The 18,416-nt window shown below is 55.3% G+C and carries 18 protein-coding genes and 1 tRNA gene; 5 read left to right on the top strand and 14 right to left on the bottom strand.

Annotated elements, in window-relative coordinates; all coding sequences use genetic code 11:
- Positions 1–342: 342 nt before the first annotated feature.
- The 14 genes from JXO50_07435 to JXO50_07500 all read right to left on the bottom strand — a co-directional run bounded on the left by JXO50_07435 (position 343) and on the right by JXO50_07500 (position 12,544).
- Entirely contained in the window at positions 343–1,587 is a 1,245-nt protein-coding gene (locus JXO50_07435) for a cytochrome c3 family protein (protein ID MBN2332922.1), read from the bottom strand.
- A 557-nt stretch (positions 1,588–2,144) separates the two neighbouring features.
- Positions 2,145–2,221 (bottom strand) — tRNA-Arg (locus JXO50_07440).
- 102 nt (positions 2,222–2,323) lie between these two features.
- Entirely contained in the window at positions 2,324–3,085 is a 762-nt protein-coding gene (locus JXO50_07445; GenBank protein ID MBN2332923.1) for a ketoacid-CoA transferase, read from the bottom strand.
- 3 nt (positions 3,086–3,088) lie between these two features.
- On the bottom strand, positions 3,089–4,063 hold the full coding sequence (locus tag JXO50_07450; protein MBN2332924.1) for a CoA transferase subunit A: 975 nt from the start codon (positions 4,061–4,063) through the stop codon (positions 3,089–3,091).
- A gap of 40 nt (positions 4,064–4,103) precedes the next feature.
- A complete protein-coding gene (locus tag JXO50_07455; GenBank protein ID MBN2332925.1) occupies positions 4,104–5,270 on the bottom strand; it encodes a DUF1343 domain-containing protein in 1,167 nt (388 codons plus the stop codon).
- A 7-nt stretch (positions 5,271–5,277) separates the two neighbouring features.
- Positions 5,278–6,276: a beta-N-acetylhexosaminidase gene (gene nagZ / locus JXO50_07460; protein ID MBN2332926.1), complete on the bottom strand. Its 999-nt coding sequence runs from the start codon at positions 6,274–6,276 to the stop codon at positions 5,278–5,280.
- Entirely contained in the window at positions 6,273–6,785 is a 513-nt protein-coding gene (gene ampD, locus JXO50_07465; GenBank protein ID MBN2332927.1) for a 1,6-anhydro-N-acetylmuramyl-L-alanine amidase AmpD, read from the bottom strand. Before ampD ends, nagZ begins: the two co-directional genes overlap by 4 nt.
- 2 nt (positions 6,786–6,787) lie before the next feature.
- A complete protein-coding gene (locus JXO50_07470) occupies positions 6,788–7,603 on the bottom strand; it encodes an ABC transporter permease (protein ID MBN2332928.1) in 816 nt (271 codons plus the stop codon).
- Positions 7,600–8,289 (bottom strand): endonuclease III, encoded by a 690-nt coding sequence (gene nth, locus JXO50_07475; GenBank protein ID MBN2332929.1) that lies wholly within the window; start codon positions 8,287–8,289, stop codon positions 7,600–7,602. The genes JXO50_07470 and nth overlap by 4 nt, the downstream gene beginning before the upstream one ends.
- Positions 8,279–8,968 carry an NAD-binding protein gene (locus JXO50_07480; protein ID MBN2332930.1) on the bottom strand — a complete coding sequence of 230 codons (690 nt, stop codon included), beginning with the start codon at positions 8,966–8,968 and terminating at the stop codon, positions 8,279–8,281. The genes nth and JXO50_07480 overlap by 11 nt, the downstream gene beginning before the upstream one ends.
- A 123-nt stretch (positions 8,969–9,091) precedes the next feature.
- Positions 9,092–9,982, bottom strand: a complete 891-nt coding sequence (locus JXO50_07485; protein MBN2332931.1) for a polyprenyl synthetase family protein — start codon at positions 9,980–9,982, stop codon at positions 9,092–9,094.
- Between the two features lie 2 nt (positions 9,983–9,984).
- Positions 9,985–10,200: an exodeoxyribonuclease VII small subunit gene (gene xseB, locus JXO50_07490; GenBank protein MBN2332932.1), complete on the bottom strand. Its 216-nt coding sequence runs from the start codon at positions 10,198–10,200 to the stop codon at positions 9,985–9,987.
- Positions 10,201–11,175, bottom strand: a complete 975-nt coding sequence (locus tag JXO50_07495; protein ID MBN2332933.1) for a M23 family metallopeptidase — start codon at positions 11,173–11,175, stop codon at positions 10,201–10,203.
- Positions 11,165–12,544, bottom strand: a complete 1,380-nt coding sequence (locus tag JXO50_07500; protein ID MBN2332934.1) for an exodeoxyribonuclease VII large subunit — start codon at positions 12,542–12,544, stop codon at positions 11,165–11,167. Before JXO50_07500 ends, JXO50_07495 begins: the two co-directional genes overlap by 11 nt.
- A 227-nt stretch (positions 12,545–12,771) precedes the next feature.
- On the opposite strand from JXO50_07500, the gene JXO50_07505 reads away from it, so the two are divergent.
- From JXO50_07505 to rodA, 5 genes are all read left to right on the top strand, one after another.
- Entirely contained in the window at positions 12,772–13,785 is a 1,014-nt protein-coding gene (locus JXO50_07505) for a rod shape-determining protein (GenBank protein MBN2332935.1), read from the top strand.
- Between the two features lie 149 nt (positions 13,786–13,934).
- Entirely contained in the window at positions 13,935–14,780 is an 846-nt protein-coding gene (gene mreC, locus JXO50_07510) for a rod shape-determining protein MreC (GenBank protein MBN2332936.1), read from the top strand.
- A complete protein-coding gene (mreD, locus tag JXO50_07515) occupies positions 14,770–15,285 on the top strand; it encodes a rod shape-determining protein MreD (GenBank protein MBN2332937.1) in 516 nt (171 codons plus the stop codon). Before mreC ends, mreD begins: the two co-directional genes overlap by 11 nt.
- Before the next feature lie 100 nt (positions 15,286–15,385).
- Positions 15,386–17,218 (top strand): penicillin-binding protein 2, encoded by a 1,833-nt coding sequence (gene mrdA / locus JXO50_07520; GenBank protein MBN2332938.1) that lies wholly within the window; start codon positions 15,386–15,388, stop codon positions 17,216–17,218.
- Between the two features lie 8 nt (positions 17,219–17,226).
- Positions 17,227–18,333: a rod shape-determining protein RodA gene (gene rodA, locus JXO50_07525; GenBank protein ID MBN2332939.1), complete on the top strand. Its 1,107-nt coding sequence runs from the start codon at positions 17,227–17,229 to the stop codon at positions 18,331–18,333.
- Positions 18,334–18,416: the final 83 nt, after the last annotated feature.

The following is an 18,416-nucleotide window of genomic DNA, read 5'->3' on the forward strand; positions in this document are numbered from 1 at the left end:
GTAGTTTTATGTTTTATTTTATGCGTTTACCAAAACTTGACTGGCTAGTTTAACGTACGTTGTAAAAAGAACTTTTGACTGTCAAGACTTTTAGTACTTTTAACAAACTCAAACCTCCATTTCTTTGATTTAAGTCAATGGCCACAAATTTTATTGTTACAGGAGATAGGTAGTGTCAAACCGCAACACCTTGGGTGAATTATTCCCATTCAAACAAAAGGCTAAGCAAAGTAGAAGGCGCTCCACTTCCTCCTAGTAAGAAACCAAAAAGCCCCTCATTCTTGCGAATTCAGGGCTTTTTAGTTTGGCTGCACAGTCTAATATCGTTGCAACTCAGACTATTTACTTCACGTTGAGACGCATCTGGGCCGCCATCTCTTTCATTTCTACCAGTGTTTCCTTCATTTTGGCGTACCCGTACCAGGTTGTGTAATCAGGCATGCCGTGGAAAGCGGCCTGGTAAGTCTTCATGCGGAAATCCATGAACATCTCGTAGAGTTTCTCTTCGATTGCCGTTCTTACTTCATAAAAAGTCAAGAGATCGGGATATGGGAAAGTCGCCTGGTTGGTCTCTTTCTTGATAATCCCGTCTTTATAAAGATCGGCAACGACATTGATGGCTTCGGCAAAGATTTTGTCGGCTGCCTTGATCATGAGATCGGCATTTTTCAGGTTTTCCCGGGCAAAGGTGGCCGAATGACACTGTTCACAGATTGCCTGCATGGCGGCCCGCTCCTTGGCAAAACTCTCTTCGTCAAGCCGGGCCATATTGGCGGCCTTGACAACCTCAAGTCTCGGGGTGGGGTTGCCATCCTTGTCAAGAACACCGAGGGCTTGGAGAATGGTCATCCGGTAGCCCATCCACTCCTTATCCGCTTCCGGCAGCCGCAGGGCCAGAAATCCCCAGGCCGACATGACACGGTGGTCGCCGTTGACCATATGACAGTCCTGACAGGTCGGTCCCCGATGAGCCACACGATCGGTATTGTAGGTGGCGCCATGCTTTGAGTGCGACCACATTTCCCATTGGGCATGATCGAAGCCTGTGTGACAGCTGTTGCAGGCTTCCGGCTGCCGGGCTTCCTCAACCAAGAAGGCATGGCGGGTATGGCAGTTTTGGCAATCCATGCCGTATCGATAATATTTACGGGCCTCGTTATTGGTGCGCACTTGACTGTCGGTAATTCCAAGGTTGTGGCAACCGTTACAGCCTTTCTGTCCATCGATAAAGGCCTGAGGCTGCTGATGGGCAAAGTCAGGAAAAGCCGTAATCGGCAAGAGTCCCAGGGCATGTTTGCCGCTCAGATACTGTCCGGCTTGCTTGCTATGACACTTTTTACAGGTACTGATGGTTGGCAGTTTGGCCTTATCGGCATCAGCAGCGCTCATATGCTCTTTGCCGTGACATGATTCGCAGGTCATTTTCTTAGCCATTTTGCCCCGGTTAAAATCTTTAACGATACCCGGATTAAGTTTGAGGTGGCATTCTTCGCACATAGACGATAAGGACCAAGACGAAGGTAGGTGAAAAAACATGGACATAATCAAGCCGACCACAAAAATAATACTGAATCTTTTAACTTTCATCTCCTAACCCTCCCTCATCCGGTAAAATCATTTGATCTCCACCTCTCCCCTCCAATTTATAGACACTATTCAGCATAACCGCGTTTACGCAAAAAATCCACTGGGCACCAACTTTTTACTATCCTACAGATGGTGATTTTTTCATTTCAAAAATCTGGGATCATCATTTCTCAAACTAGCGTAACAGGAAACTTGTAGATGCTACAAAGACCAAAATTGACAACTCAATTTCGATAGACGATATGACATGATGAAGGAGGCACCTGCATTAAAACCAAGAGAATTAGATTTCGAGCCAAGCGACACGGACAGTTTGATTTTGCAAAGGATGGTGAGAAAGAAGGGTTCTTGGTATCAGATTCCAAAAGGTATGAAAGTTGATAAATAAAATAGCTGTAAAAACCGCCTGATCCAGAGCCATATGACCCCGAAACTCAGGCGGTTAATGATAGACCCACTGCTCATCACTGCTTTTAGTCAAGCTTGAGCCAGTCTCACATGGACTCTCACACAAAAAAAGGAGTTACAGCAATATAGCCATAACCCCTTGATTTAATTGGTGCCCCCAGCGCGACTCGAACACGCGGCCTGCGGATTAGGAATCCGTCGCTCTATCCACCTGAGCTATGGGGGCATAATTCTAATAAGCGGATTTTCTACGGTATTTACCGCAGGTTGTCAAGTTCGATTCTTACAACTCTATGCTGAACCACCGGCAGACAGAAGCTCCTGCTGCTCAGCGGATGAGCCCCTGGGGGTCGCAAATCTCACGCAAGACGCACAGCTCCGTCGCCGATGCCGCCGGTACGGAAAGGGCACGATCACTCTCTACGGCAAAATCCATGGTCGCCATTATATCATCAATTTTCACCCCCTGATAAAAACCGGCCAGATACATTCGCTTGGTTTCTTCATCAAAACGGAAAATGCCCTTGTCGGTAATGACCGCCGCCGGGCCGCCGGGCCGCAAGCCGGCCAATTCGCGGCTTCTGCCGCCCTCCAGGTAGCCGGGACTGGTAAAATAATCAAGTTTCTTGACAAAACGCCCTTTGACCTGCTGCATGAAAATAATCGTTCGGCCGACAAAGGATGCCACATCGCAGGCGCCGCCGCTGCCCGAAAAGCGGACCTTGGGCTGGTGGTAGTCGCCAATGGCGGTGGAATTGAGGTTGCCGTAGGGATCAATCTGGGCCGCCCCCAGGATGCCCACCACCTGGGGGCCGGTAAAACGATTCTGCATGGTGGCAAAGGCATCGGCAAGTCCGCCGTTGAAGCTGGTGCCGTACATGACCCGCGGGTCAGCCACAGCCATGGGAATCTCCTCAAGAAGGGAATCGATCGCCCCGGTTTCAAAGAAGATCACACTGTTGGGCGCACTGATGTGCTTGGCCGCCATCGCCGCCAGCATGGAGATGCCGGTCCCGCAGAAGACAATCTCGTTGTCGCGGATCTCCCGGGCAGCAGCGATGGCCATCATTTCACGATAAGTATAGTCCATAGCTCAACCCCGCTCCAGGCCAACGGCATACCCCTGGGGACTGGCCGCTTTGATTCTGGCAAACCGCTCACTGCCAATCAGCTCGCAGAACTGCTGATGATCCCGAACCGCGTAAATATTTTTTTCCAGATACGCAGCATAACGCCCATCATCCCTGGCATCCTGACCGTACTGCTGCAGATATTCAGGGTCATAATCATAATAGCCATAACAGGCGGTAGGATAAGCGCCGAAAGGCTGGGCCACCACCGCATCGGCGTAGAAGAACGGGATCTGGTTCTGCCCCGGCTGCCGGCGCAGCTCATCTTCCTCCACCAGTTCTTCACAGGTAACGATAAGATGACGGGCCGCTTTCGCCTGCTCCACATCGGCAAAGGTCAAACCGGCCATCCGAACAGTGCCCCGGGGGCTGGCCTGCTGGACATGAATGATGGTGACATCGGGATTGATGGCCGGCACCAGCACCACTTTTTCCGGCTCCTCCGGTTGGCGTTTGAAAGGATTGTCCAGCACCACCAGCTTGTCCAGGGGCAACCGGGAATCCTGCTGACGCACCTCAGGAGAGAGCCCCCATTTATAGATAATATCGGTCCCCAGCGAAGAAGTGGTGGGTAGAAAGGGCACCCCCATGGCCCCGGCCATGAAGCGCAGGGTCATCTGGTAGTTGGAATAGTCCTCAAAAAGAATCCGGCCCTCTTCAATGGCCTTGCGGAAGCGGATGCAGGTGGGGGCAAACCGGCCGGTGCCGCCGTAGGCGATCTCCACCGCCTTAACGCAGCCGGCGCCGATCAGTTCATCGACTCCCTGGCCGTTGGAATGGGCGTACACATGAAGATTGCCGATCCGCTGGCGGATAATCTCGTAGACCGCCGCCATGGGGTTGCGGTTCAGGGTGAAGCCCCCCAGGGACAGGTGGGCTCCCGGCGTGACAAAACGGCTGATTGCCGCTGCCAACGACATGCATTTTTCACTATTCATCACATTTCCGATCCAAAAAGAGACATGCGTTCAACAAGAATCAATACAGGAGAAACTCCTGCCGCCGGCGGCAAAACGCAGCCAGTTCCTCTTCCCACAAAGCCTTTATCGTCAGGACATCCTCACCCGCTTCCAACAACCGGCGAATTTCGGGATCACCAATGAGGATGTCAATGGGGAGCTTCTCATATTCATATTCGTATGGCGGCGGCAGCCAGGAGAAGTGGTCCCCGTAGAGTTCCAGCAGCACCCGCAGAAGCTCCAGAGTCAACAGGTAGGGTTCGAAAGACCGCCGATCAAGCACATGGAGATACAATCCTCCGCACACCTGCCCCTGCCATTTGTCAAAGGTCGGCACGAAAAATGTCGGCCGCAGGCAAACACCGCCCAGCACCCGGCGATCAACGGCAGCCAGCAGCCGCTCCGGTTCCACAAACGGCGCCCCCCAGATTTTAAAGGGGGTGGTGGTGCCCCGCCCTTCGGAAAGATTGGTGCCCTCCAGCAGCACCTGGCCGGGATAGACCAAAGCCGTTGCCTGAGTGGGCATATTGGGTGACGGCGGCACCCACAATAAGCCCGTTTCATCACCATACTGCGCCCGCCGCCAGCCGCTCATGGACACCACTTCCAGCCTGCAGCCAAGCTGGTGAACGTCATTGACATACCGGGCCAGCTCCCCCAGGGTCATGCCGTGGCGCATGGGCAGCGGGTAGAGACCGACAAATGAGGTGTAGTCAGGCCGCAGCAGATTGCCTTCAACCAGGTCGCCGCCAAGGGGATTGGGACGATCCAGAACCAGCACCGGCACCCCGGCGGCCGCTGCCGCCTCCATCACCAGCACCAGAGTCCAGATATAGGTATATACCCGGCAGCCCACGTCAACCAGATCAACCAACACCAGATCAATATCCGCAAACATCTCAGCCGTCGGCTGCCGTTGGTCGCCATACAGACTGAAAACCGGAATTTTGGTCACCGGATCATGAAAATCCCCCGAAGGGATCATGTTCGCCTGCTCTACCCCATAAAAGCCGTGTTGGGGACTCCACACCGCCTGCACCTGGCCGGGAAAACGGGTCATGACCAAGGCAAGTGAACTGCTGCCGCTGCCGCCGCAGGCCGCCTGGTGAGTCAGGAAGGCCATCTTTTTCCCGGTGATCCAGGACGGCGGCGTGGTGATAAATTTCTCGACTCCAAGGACTACCATCTGCTCATCAACACTCCCGCTGCGGCACCCAGGACCTCAGGGCCGCAACCCGCGCCCGCGCTTCTGCCAGTTGTTTCTGCTGCTCTTCATCCATGGCCGCGGCCGACGCTGTCAGCCGGGCAAAGACCCGCCTTGGGTCGTCACCTTTTTTCATGTTCCTGCCCCACAACACCAGATCCAGGCCGGCAGACAGGCCCTGGACCATCGTCGCGGCCAGATCATCACCGGCAACGGCCGCCATATCCAGATCGTCCGAAAGAATCACTCCGGAAAAACCGAGACGCCGACGCAAAAGATCGTTGAGAAAAAAGCGGGAAAAGGTCACGGGCCAACGGGGATCAATAGCCGTAAACTGCAGGTGGGCCGTCATGATCACCTTGACGTTCGCTTCAATGGCAGCAAAAAAAGGCTGCAGATGGCTTGCCTGCAGTGATTCCAGACTCAGATCCGAGGTGGGCAGCAGGGTGTGGCTGTCCCCGGGAACGGAACCATGGCCGGGGAAATGCTTGGCACAGGCGGCAATGCCGCTCCCCTGCAGCCCCCGGATATAGGCCGCAACCTGGGCGGCAACCTGCCCAGGATCGGCGGCAAAGCAGCGTCCCGCCAGCACGGCACTCCCACTGCAGGCCAGGTCGGCAACCGGAGCCAGATTGAGATTGACCCCCAGATCTTTCAGGCAGCCGCCGATCTTCCAGGCCGTCGAAGCGGTATCAGCAAGCTCATTCTTTTCCCCCAGCAGCGCGGCGCCGGGAAACTCGGGGAAGCCCTCGCGCAATCGGCAGACCGGACCGCATTCCTGGTCGATGGCGATCAGCAGCGGCGCCGCGCCATGCCGGGCAGCAAGCTCCTGGATTTCGCCTACCAACAATTTGCAAGCTTCGACAGTCGGACAGTTGCGGGAAAAAAGGATGATCCCCCCCGGCGGCGCACTGGACAAAACCTCCCTTTCCGCCGGCGTCAGCGAAGTACCCTCAATCCCCATCATCACCAGCTGCGTGATGCTCATCTCACCGACACCTTTTCCCAGAGGAAAAAAGGGCCGGGGTCGGTTTTACGCCCCGGGGCAATATCCCCATGGCCGACGATCCGGTTTCCGGTCACCAACCGGTGGCGGCGGCGGATATCAGCAAGCAGCCGATTGAGGCATTGGTACTGCGCCTCGGTGAAGGGCCGATCATCATCCCCCTCCAGTTCAATGCCAAGGGAAAAATCGTTGCAGTTCTCACGGCCGTTGAAACTGCTGATGCCCGCATGCCAGGCCCGCTTTTCTTCGGCCACAAAACGGACAACACTCCCCTGGCGATCGATGAAATAATGGGCTGATACTTTGAGATCGGCAATGTCGGCAAAAAATGGATGTTCATCGACCGGCAGCCGGTTGCAGAAAAAATCAACCACCCGGCCGCTGCCGAACTCTCCCGGCGGCAGGCTGATGGCATGGATGACCACCAGGCTGATCTCCGCACCAGGCGGCCGGTCATCACAATTGGGACTGGGAATATCAATAATTTCCATGACTACTGTTTTCGCACATCCAGGCTGTCCCGCAGCCCATCACCGATAAAATTGAAGGCCAGCACCGTGAGCATGATCGCCAGCCCGGGAAAGAGCGACAGATGGGGGGCAAACAGCAGATAGCGCACCCCCTCATGGAGGGTACCACCCCAGGTTGGCACATCCTGCGGACCAAGACCGAGAAAACTCAGCGATGATTCAGCCAGGATGACGCCGGCGACGCCAAAGGTCGCCTCGACAATCAACGGTGCCGCCAGGTTGGGCAGCAGGTGAAAAACAATGATCCGCAGGCTGCCGGCACCGCAGGACCGGGCCGCCAGGATATATTCCTGTTCTTTCTCGGCCAACACCTGCCCCCGGGCCAGGCGGGCATAACCAACCCAGCCCATCACCGACAGGGCAACCATAACCGTTTTCAACGACGGGCCCATGATGCTGATCAGCGCAATGGCCAGCAGAATGCCGGGGAAGGCCAGCATCACATCCATAATCCGCAGCAGCACCGCGTCAGCAAGGCCGCCTTTATAGGCCGCATAGGCGCCGATCAGGGTGCCAAAGATCAACGATACGCTGACCACCGAAATCCCCACCAGCAGTGACACCCGGGCACCATGGATCATCCGGCTGACCAGGTCACGGCCCAGCTGATCCTGGCCCAGCCAGTGAAGACGACTGGGCCCCTCAAGTTCACCGGGAAGATCAATTTGCCAGGGGTCAAAAGGAGACAACCAGGGAGCCAGCAAAGCAACGACAACCAGCAATACCAGGATTGCCAGGCCGGCCATTGCTAGGCGGTGGCGGGAAAACCCCCTCATCATCGCCCCGCAGACTGCTGCCGGCCATAGGTACACAGCTGGCGGAGGACGCATTCGGCACACCGGGGCCGGCGGGCAAAACATACCTGGCGGCCATGGGAAATGAGCAGATGGGCGATCATCGCCCAGTGCTGCCGGGGGATTATGCACATCAGTTCCTGTTCAATTTTTACCGGATCCGCAGCCTTTGCCAGACCGATTCTGCCGGCCAGCCGCTTTACATGGGTATCCACCACCACGCCCACCGGTTCAAATACCTCGCCCAGCACAACGTTGGCCGTTTTCCGGCCGACGCCGGGCAGTTTCACCAACTCTTCCATGGTCGCCGGAACCTGGCCGCCGTGCAGCTCCACCAGCTGCTGGCAGCAGGCCTTGATATTGCGAGCCTTGTTGCGGAAAAAACCGGTGGACCGGATGGCCGCCTCAATTGATTCAAGGTCCGCCCCGGCAAAGGATGCGGCATTGGGATAGCGGTCAAACAATGCCGGGGTCACCTTGTTGACCTGGACATCGGTACACTGGGCTGACAGCATGGTGGCAATCAGCAGTTCAAAGGGGTTGCGGTACTGGAGGCCGCACTCGACCCGGGGATAGCAGCGGGTCAACTCACTGACGACCAGAACGGCCTTCTGCCGCCGGCTGAGACGGCGAACATTGGAAGACTCTTGAAACTTGGCGTCAAGCACCATGGCAGTCCTGCACCCTCGCCGGCAAAGCCAGAATATTGCTGACCCCGTGGCACAGACAGGCAGTGCTGAAGACCACCGGGCCGGGACCAAGAGCAGCCGTTTTTTCGGCCACCGTAGAAAGGTCGGTAAAGGTAAAGCCGCCGACTCCGGGAGCCAGCTGCCGGCTTTGCAGCACCAGGGATGGATAGCCATGATAGGCGATTCCCGCCAGCAGCTCCACCAGCGATTTTTCCCGGGGTTCACCGGTGGTAAAACAATGATCCTCAGGCTGGGGACAATCCTCCGGGCAGCGAAAGTCCGCCAGGCTGCTGTACAATTCGCCATTATTGCCGCAAAAACTGTTGGGCAGGGGAGGCGGTTCCTCCCAGTCCAGCCGCCGGCAGCCGGTAAACCTTTCCAACACCGTGGCCGCCAGATGCACCGGCAGGGTGGGGATAATCCACTCCGCAGCACAGCTGCTCTGCCCCAGGAGGCTGACAATATGGGCAATCCCGTCACCCACCACCAGGAAATCCCCAAGCTGGGGAAAATCCGCCGCCAGCCGGGCGGCTGCCGATTCATCCCGCTCAACAACCACAAGCCGCGCCCCTGGCAGGGAAAGCAGCCGCCTGATCGCCTGCCGGCCGAAACGGCCGCCGCCGATCACATGAAAAACATTGCCTGACTCTTTTCTTTCCATAGGCACAATCCAAAACCAAGAGAACCAAAGGGAACGTTGTTGATTTGTTGACTTATCGTCCTGTTGGGGCGATAGATTTTTACAATCCATCCCATAACTCAACAACTCAACAACGTCCCCAAACTAATTGTTTCGGTCGGCGATGTAATGGGCAATCTGCTGCAGGCGGCGGGACCGGTCGCCATAGGGGTTCAGCGACACCACCGCTTCAGCCACCAGTTCGGCCAGCAGGCGGCGGGATTCATCAAGGCCCAGCAGACTGACCGAGGTCAGTTTCTGCTTCTGCCGATCGGAGCCGGCATCCTTGCCCATCTGCTCACTGGTGGCAGTTTCGTCAAGGATATCATCGGCGATCTGAAATGCCAGACCGATTGCCTTGCCGTAGTTTTCCAGCCTGGACAAATCTTCTTGACCAGCCCCCCCCACCAGGCCGCCGGCAACCACCGAAAAGGTAATCAACTCCCCGGTTTTCCGGCGGTGGAGGTCAAACAGCAGCTCGGCAGAAACATCCTGGCGGCCTTCGCAAGCCAGATCTATGGCCTGGCCGGCCACCATGCCTTCAGAACCGGCCGCCCGGGACAGCCTGAACACCAGTTCGCAGCGAACCCGTTCATCAATACTGTCCATGGCCGCCACCAGGCCGAAAGCATCGGTAAGCAAAGCATCACCGGCCAGAATAGCAATCCCTTCCCCATATACCTTGTGATTGGTGGGCCGCCCACGCCGGAAGTTGTCGTCATCCATCGCCGGCAGGTCGTCATGAATCAAGGAGTACGTGTGGATCATTTCAACCGCCACTGCCAGCGGGAATACTTTTTCCACCTCGCGGCTAAACAGCTCGCAGGCCCCCATGGTCAGCACCGGCCGCAGCCGTTTGCCACCGGCCAGCAGACTGTAGGTCATCGCTTCTTTGAGGATTGCGGCGTTATCCGCCGCCGTCCCTGCCAAAGAGCACTGCTCTTTCAGGTAGTTTTCAAACAAACCGGCCTGCCGGCTGAGGTAGGAGGCAATCATACTCATGAAAAATCTTCCAATCTCTCACCCTGTTCGTCACTGACCAGAATCTGAACCTTCTTTTCCACCTCATCAAGCCGGCTGCTGCACTGGCGCACCAGGCTGATCCCCTGTTCGAAAAGCTTCAGGGATTGGTCCAGGGGGATATCCCCGGCTTCCAGCCTGGCGACGATATCTTCCAGTTTTTTCAGTGAAGCTTCAAAACTCGTTTTGGCCATCTAGCCCTCCCAGGACGGCTGCAGCAGCAGTCGACTTTTTTCAATGAATTCCAATGGATCAACAACAATGCCGTTCACTTTAATCCCCCAATGGAGATGGGGACCTGTCACCCGGCCGGTGCTGCCGAGACAGCCGATAATTTCCCCCTGCTGAACCAGATCACCGGCCTGCACGGCCATGGTATCCAGGTGCAGATAAAGGGAGAAAATATCCAGACCATGGTCAATGATCACCGCATTGCCGCTGTAATAAAGCCGGCCGGCCAGTGCCACCCGACCGGCGGCCGCGGCCGGCACCGGCGTTCCCTTCTGGCCCCGCAGATCAATACCGCCGTGGGGACTTTTCGCTATCCCATTGAGAATCCGCCGGCGGCCGAACGGGGTAATAATGGAACTTTCCAGCGGCGGCTTAAACGGCTCAGCAAACCGGAGCAGCGGCACCGATGAACTGTAGGCCGCCCGCAGCAGCTCTCTGTCCTGTTTGATCTGTGCCAGGTGCTGGGGTTTTTTCGGGCTCACCATCTCCGTCGGCAGAGTCAAACGTTCTTCACCGTACGCCCCCGCTCTGACCATCAAAGGAATATTGCTGGCCCTACCCTCGGAGCGGATAGTCAGATGCTGCCTGCCGGTCGGTGCCTGCAGGGGAACGGCACAGACAGCCTTATACTCCCGGCCGGCACCCATAACCTTGAATGTTGCATCAAACAAACACACTTCCTGCGGCACAAAGTCATCATCGGCGCAGCGGATAACCACCACCAGGGCCTGGCCCTGGAGCGGGGCAGCCGGTGCCAGAAAAACCTCCAATCCATCCTGCTGAACAACCACCGTTGGCAAAACATCTTCCCCGGCAACCACCCAGGCTGCAGGGAACAGGGACAGGATTGCCGCCCAAACCAGCAGAACAGCCAAGAAACACCCCAGCCGGGCAGCCGACCACCGGGGGCTGCTCATCTTCCCGCAGCTATTCTTCATCTGGAAAAACCTCACGGACGTCGCAATGCACTTTTCCCCGGGCAAAGGTTGTCTGCAGCCGGTCACCGGGCGCCACCATGGCGGCATCGGTGACAATCAGCCCTGCCGGAACAGTTTCAACCACCGCATACCCCCGTTGCAGAACGGCTAGAGGGTTGCAGGCTTCCAGTTTGCCGGCCAGCAGACCGACGGCATGCCGACACCGCTGCTGCTCCTGCCGCTGCACCCCCGACAGGCGACTTGCAAGAAGATCGAGCTGTCGCCGGTTCCGATCGAGGGCAATGCCAGGCGATGACAACGCCAGGGAACTTCTGGCGTGTTCGAGGCGCCGGCGCAGCAGATTTATACGACTGGTCATCGACGCGGTAAAACGGTAGGACAACTCATCCAATTGCTGACGAGACTGCTGGAACAGCACATCAGGCCGGGACAACCTGGCCGCCGACAGCTGCAGAAGGTGCCGATAACCGTCCAGTTGACGGCTGAACAGCTGCAGCAGACGTCGATCCAGAGATTCGAGCCTTTCGACGACCCGGGCCCGGCTGGCAATCACCAGTTCCGCCGCTGCCGAGGGGGTTGGTGCCCGTAGATCGGCAACAAAATCGGCAATGGTATAATCCGTTTCATGGCCAACCGCACTGATCAGGGGGATCTGCGAAGCAAAAATTGCCCGGGCCACCGCCTCTTCGTTGAACGGTGAGAGGTCCTCCCATGAGCCGCCGCCCCGGGCCAGAATAATGGCATCCACCTGACCGGCAAACTTTTCATTGCAGCGTCTGATTGCCTGGACAATTTCAGCGGCGGCAGCACTCCCTTGTACGGTCACCGGTAGAATCGTTACCGACAGGTTGGCAAAGCGGCGATGAACCACCTGGAGGATGTCCCGCACCGCCGCACCGGTTGCCGAGGTAATAACTGCCACCTGGCGGGGCAGTAGGGGAATGGGCTTCTTATGCTGCGGCGCAAAAAGCCCCTCGGCCTCCAGCTTGGCCTTCAGCTGCTCAAAAGCCCGGAGGAGACCGCCTATCCCCTTCAGATCCAGGCTTTCCACCATAATCTGATATTCTCCCCTGGGTCCATAGACGCTTATCCGCCCCAGGCAGAGCACATGATCTCCTTCAGTCGGAGAGAAAGCAAGGCTGCTATTCTGCCGGCGGAACATGACCGCCCTGATCTGGGAGGATTCATCCTTCAGGGTAAAATAAAAATGTCCTGAACGGGGCACCCGAAAGTTGGAGATCTCCCCCTCCACCCACAAGGAAGAGAAATTATCCTCTAAAATCAACTGGATATCACGATTCAGCTGGGAAACGGTATAGACATGCAGGTCATCCAACAATACTTTTTCTCCTGTGTTGTCCAATAGCATTCATCGCAGCAATTGTCAAAGACGGCCGCTGGCCGCGGATCATCCCCCTAAGTTTTTCAGAAAAATTAAATCTAGCTATTTTTCTTGAATAATTACTTAGGTTTTGCTATGGCTATCCGAATATTTATCTATAATGATGTGGTTTCTTGCGATAGAAATTTTTTCCATATCACCAACCCCGGAATGATGGTTGACTAAAACTGATGATATTAGACTACTTGCTAGGGATGTTTTCCAATGATCTTGCCATTGACCTGGGAACCGCCAACACCCTGGTCTATGTTAAGGGCAAAGGCATTGTCATTGATGAACCTTCAGTTGTCGCTGTGCAGAATTATGGCGGCGGCAACAAAAAAGTGCTGGCTGTGGGCAGCGAGGCCAAGCAGATGGTGGGACGGACACCGGGCCACATTGTTGCCATCCGACCGATGAAGGAAGGTGTTATTGCTGATTTTGAAGTTACTGAAGCAATGCTCCGCCACTTTATCACCAAAGTCCATAACCGCAAAACCCTGGTCAGACCACGCATCATTATCTGTGTACCGTCAGGCATAACCCCGGTTGAGCGGCGGGCCGTCAAGGAATCAGCTGAATCTGCCGGGGCCCGCGAGGTCTACCTGATTGAAGAACCGATGGCGGCCGGTATTGGCGCTGGTCTGCCGATCACCGAACCGTCAGGAAATATGGTTGTTGATATCGGCGGTGGCACCACCGAGGTGGCGGTCATTTCCCTGGCCGGGATTGTCTATGCCAAATCGGTGCGGGTTGGCGGCGACAAGATGGACGAGGCGATTATCCAGTATATCAAACGGAAATACAACCTCCTGATTGGTGAACGGACAGCGGAAAGCATCAAGATCACCATTGGCAGCGCCTCTCCCCTGGAAGAGCTGGAAGTCATGGAAATCAAGGGTCGCGACCTGGTGGCCGGAGTGCCGCAAACCATTGAGGTCAACGCCGATGAAATCCGGGAAGCCCTGACCGAACCGCTGAACGCTATCCTTGAAGCGGTACGGGTTGCCCTGGAGCGAACCCCCCCAGAGCTGGCTGCCGACATTGTCGACAAAGGAATTGTCCTTACCGGTGGCGGTGCCATGCTGCGCAATCTTGATGTCCTGGTGCGCGAAGAAACCGGCCTGCCGATCACCGTTATCGACGACCCCCTCACCTGCGTGGTCCGTGGCTCAGGCAAGGTTCTTGACGAGTTGGACTTGCTGCGTGAGGTAACGCTGCACGATTAATCAATGAACCCGTTTTACCCGGCGCCTGCGACGGCAGCAATGGCGAAATGAGGTATACGGAAAAGCATAACCCAGTGACATAGGCTGCAGTTTAACGAAAAGATGGTGTTTTGCCACAAAGCCATCAACATTGAAGGATAGTAACGTCAATGACCGCTTTCACCAGACGTCATCAACTGCTGCTCTACATCCTGGTGATCTTTCTGGTAACCACCTTTTTCCTGGGCCTGAAAACCAGGCAGTTCCAGTTGCTCGCTACCCTTGAAAAAGGGGTCATGATGGTTGCCTACCCTTTTCAGAAGGGCGCCGATCTGGCCATTGACACCTGCAATTCCATTATCGAGGGCTATGTCACCCTGGTTCACGTCAAGCAGGAAAACCGGGCGCTGAAAAATCGGATTGCCAACCTGGAAAGGCAGCTTATCGCCCGCCAGGAAGAACACCATCAGAATGAGCAGCTGCGCAAGCTGCTCGACTTTCAGGACACCCACCTGCTCCCGCCCCACATCACCATTGCCAACATTATCGGCCGCGATGCCGGTAATTTTTCGCAGCTGGTTTTTGTCGACCGCGGTTCCCGGGACCGGATCAAGAAGCACTCACCGGCATTAACCCACCGGGGTATTGTCGGCCGGGTGATCGCAGTTTCTCCCTTCTCCGCCAAGGTTATGCTGATTACCGACAACCATAGCTCCTGTGATGTCATGATTCAGCGAACCAGGGAGCGGGGCATCCTTCAGGGCGGCAACCAGGCATTATGCAAAATCAACTACCTGCTGCGCTCAGCTGATGTCCAGGTAGGCGATACGGTGATTACCTCGGGAATGGATAAGATTTTTCCCAAGGGGATGCCGGTAGGCACCGTTGTCTCGGTTCAGAAGGAGGAAAGCGGGCTGAGCCAGGAAATTATCGTTGAACCTTTTGCCAATCTGAATGGGCTGGAAGAGATTATTATTACCGCATCTCCGGAACCGGGTGGAGTCAATGACCAGTAAGCTGTCACTTCTTGGCTTCATCTATCTGCTGGCCGGACTTTTTTTCTGTGTTTTCCAGTCATCGGTTTTTCCCCGTCTGGGTTTCAGCAACATCTCTCCCGACCTTTCCTATGTTCTGGTTGTTTCCCTACCGGCGGCCTTCCCGGTTGCCGGCGGCGCACTGATTGCCGTGGCCCTGGGAATTTTGGCTGATACCTTTTCACTCGCCAGTTCCGGCTTTCATGCCATCGGTTTTCTCGTCCTTTTTTTCACTCTGGTCATCATGCGGCAGTCAATCTACTTTGACCGCCTTTCCTTCCAGGCATTGCTTGCCAGCCTGGGCTATCTGAGCATGTTTCTCCTGATGCACCTGCTGACTGACAATCAGACAGGGCAGCCAATCCAGCTTGGCAACGGCATCAGGACAGCCATAGCAACAGGAATTTTTGCCATACCTCTCCTCCATGTCATGCGCATGCTGGCCAGAACAGCCACCGGGTCCGGCACATTTTCCGCGTCTTCCTGAACGACCTCCTGATTCAGCCCCTTACCTGGCCCGGCAACTCCTGGCTGCAATGCTGAAACGGCCTTGGGCTCAAACTCTTCACTAGTGGAATCACCTGTCAATGTCAGTTATTGATTTAAAAGCCAAACAGGAGCAAATTGCCAAAAATGGCAAAATCGTTCTGCTGGTCCTGGCCCTGGCCGGCTGCATCCTGCTGATTCGCCTCTGGTATCTACAGATTATCAAAGGAGAACACTACAATCAGCTCTCGCAGAACAATCGCATCAGGGTACGACGGGTTCGCGCTCTGCGAGGCATCATCTACGACCGGAATAAAAACATTGTGGCGGATAATCACCCCGGCTTCAACCTCAGCATTATCCCGGAAAACATAGCTGACATCAAAGCTGTTGCTGCCGAACTGGGCAAACACTTGGCCACTTTGAATGAAGATAGAATCATCAAAGAGTTCAATGCGATTCCCTCCTACCTCAGGTATCGGCCATTGAAGATCAAGAACAACCTGACGCGTGATGAGCTTGCTCTGCTGGAAGCCCATAAAATCGATCTGCCGGGGATTCTGATTGAAGTGGAACCTATTCGCCACTATCCCTACGGCGAAGCATGCGCCCATCTGATCGGCTACCAGGGGTTTATCAATGAACAGGAGTTAGGTCAGCCTTCGTATGCCTCCTACTATGCCGACGACCTGGTCGGTCGGTCCGGCATAGAAGCCCAGTATGAGGAACTGCTGCGCGGCACTGACGGCGCCAGACAGGTGGAAGTCAATGCCATTGGCCGGGAACTGAACTCACGCATTATTATGCCGACTGAGGCGGGAAACAATATTATCCTGACCATCGACATTGATCTTCAGCAGTATCTCCATGAGCTGATGCAGGACAGCCCCGGCAGTGCGGTGGCCATAGACCCGCATAGCGGCGATATACTGGCCATGGTCAGCAGTCCTTCATTTTCCAACAACCTCTTTGCCACCCGGATCAGCCAAACTGACTGGGAGGCAATCAGCAACAATCCTCTGCGGCCGCTCCAGAACCGGGCCATCCAGGGGCAGTACCCTCCTGGCTCGACATTCAAACCAATCATCGCAGCCGCCGCCCTGGAGGACAACATAGTCACCCCAAAAACAAGATTCTTTTGCGGTGGTTCTTTTCAGCTTGGCAGCAGCACCTTCCGCTGCTGGAATAAATATGGCCATGGGGAGGTCAATGTAAGCCGGTCATTGAAAGAATCCTGTGATGTATATTATTATCAGATCGGCAACCAGCTGCCCATCGACCGGATCGCCCATTACTGTTCGCTGTTCGGTCTCGGCAAGAAAAGCGGCATCTCCTTGCCCCAGGAAAAAGCCGGGTTCATTCCCACATCATCATGGAAACTGGAACACTTTCATGACCAATGGTACCGGGGGGAAACCCTTTCGGTGGCCATTGGCCAGGGGTACATACTGACAACACCTTTACAGATGGCTGCCGCCTATGTTCCCTTCGCCAATAGCGGCACCTATTACCAGCCTCGGCTGGTGGCTGAAATCAGCAATCCACAAACACAGGGCAAACATTCTACAGATCAGGAAAGCTACCGGCTTCCCATCGCCCAAAACCATTTTGAGCTGATCCGCGAAGCCTTATGGAAAGTGGTCAACGAAAAACACGGAACTGCCTACAACCAAAGGATTACAGCAGCTGGGCTGGAAATGGCCGGCAAAACAGGGACAGCCCAGGTGGTTGCCCAGACGTTGGAAGAGGTGGAGGAAGGGGGAGAAGTTCCCTGGCAATATCGTGACCACGCCTGGTTTGTTGCCTTTGCGCCCTACCGGAACCCCAAAATTGTCATCTCGGTTCTGGTTGAGCATGGCGGCCACGGCGGCAGTACCGCGGCCCCCATCGCCCAACAGGCAATCATCCACTATCTGCAGCATTCTGACCTTTAAGGACTGTCATGCAACTTGGCCGAAAAAAAGTCAGCCGCCTTGATTTCAGCACGCCGATTATCACCCTTGTGCTGTTCATGATCGGCATGCTGACCATTTACAGCGCCACCTACGCCCCCGAAACCGCCAGCTGGTTGAGCCCTGTTGACCGCCGCCAACTGGCATGGTTTTTTATCGGCCTGGCAGGCATGGGGATAAGTTTTGCCATTGATTACCATATGTATCAAAAAATAGCCTATGTGGCCTATGGGACGGCAATCATTCTCCTGGTCCTGGTCCTGATTATCGGCAAAACCTCCATGGGAGCCCAACGATGGCTGACTATTGCCGGCTTTACCTTTCAACCATCCGAACTCACCAAGTTGGCCGTGGTCCTTGGCCTTTCCCGTTTTTTTGCCGAGCGCCGGACCTCACCGCCTTACAACCTGAAGGAACTGTTGATTCCGTTCTGCATGGTCGGTCTGCCTTTCATCCTGGTACTCAAACAGCCCGACCTGGGCACCGCCCTGCTGATCGTGCTCATTTCATTGGTAATTATCTTTTATGCCGGCATCACCCGCAGAGCCATCATGACTCTTGTATTTGCCGGCATAGCAGCCGCCACCTGCGGCTGGCAGTTTCTCCATGACTATCAGCGGCAGAGAATTCTGATCTTTCTCAACCCGGATATCGATCCCCAGGGTGCCGGCTACCATATTGCCCAGTCAAAAATCGCCGTCGGCTCCGGCGGTTTATGGGGCAAAGGATTTCTCAAGGGAACCCAGAACCTGCTCCACTTTCTGCCGGAGCAGCATACCGATTTTATTTTTTCCGTCTTTGCCGAACAGTGGGGATTTCTCGGTGCCGCCCTGCTCATCTCCCTCTACCTGCTCTTTCTGCTGCGCGGACTGGTCATCAGCCAGGAAGCCAAGGATCCCTACGGCAGCTACCTGGCAATCGGCATCACAGCAACCTTTTTCTGGCAGTTCTGCATCAATATCGGCATGGTCCTGGGGTTGATGCCGGTGGTCGGCATCCCCCTGCCTTTGATGAGCTATGGCGGCACCTCCCTCTTGACCTCCATGATTCTCGTTGGTATGCTGTTGAACATTCATTTTCGCAAACAATACTTTTAACTTGACAGTCAAAAGTTCTTTTTACAACGTACGTTAAACTAGCCAGTCAAGTTTTGGTAAACGCATAAAATAAAACATAAAAC

The organism is Candidatus Anaeroferrophillus wilburensis, assembly GCA_016934315.1.
GTDB lineage: Bacteria > Desulfobacterota > Anaeroferrophillalia > Anaeroferrophillales > Anaeroferrophillaceae > Anaeroferrophillus > Anaeroferrophillus wilburensis.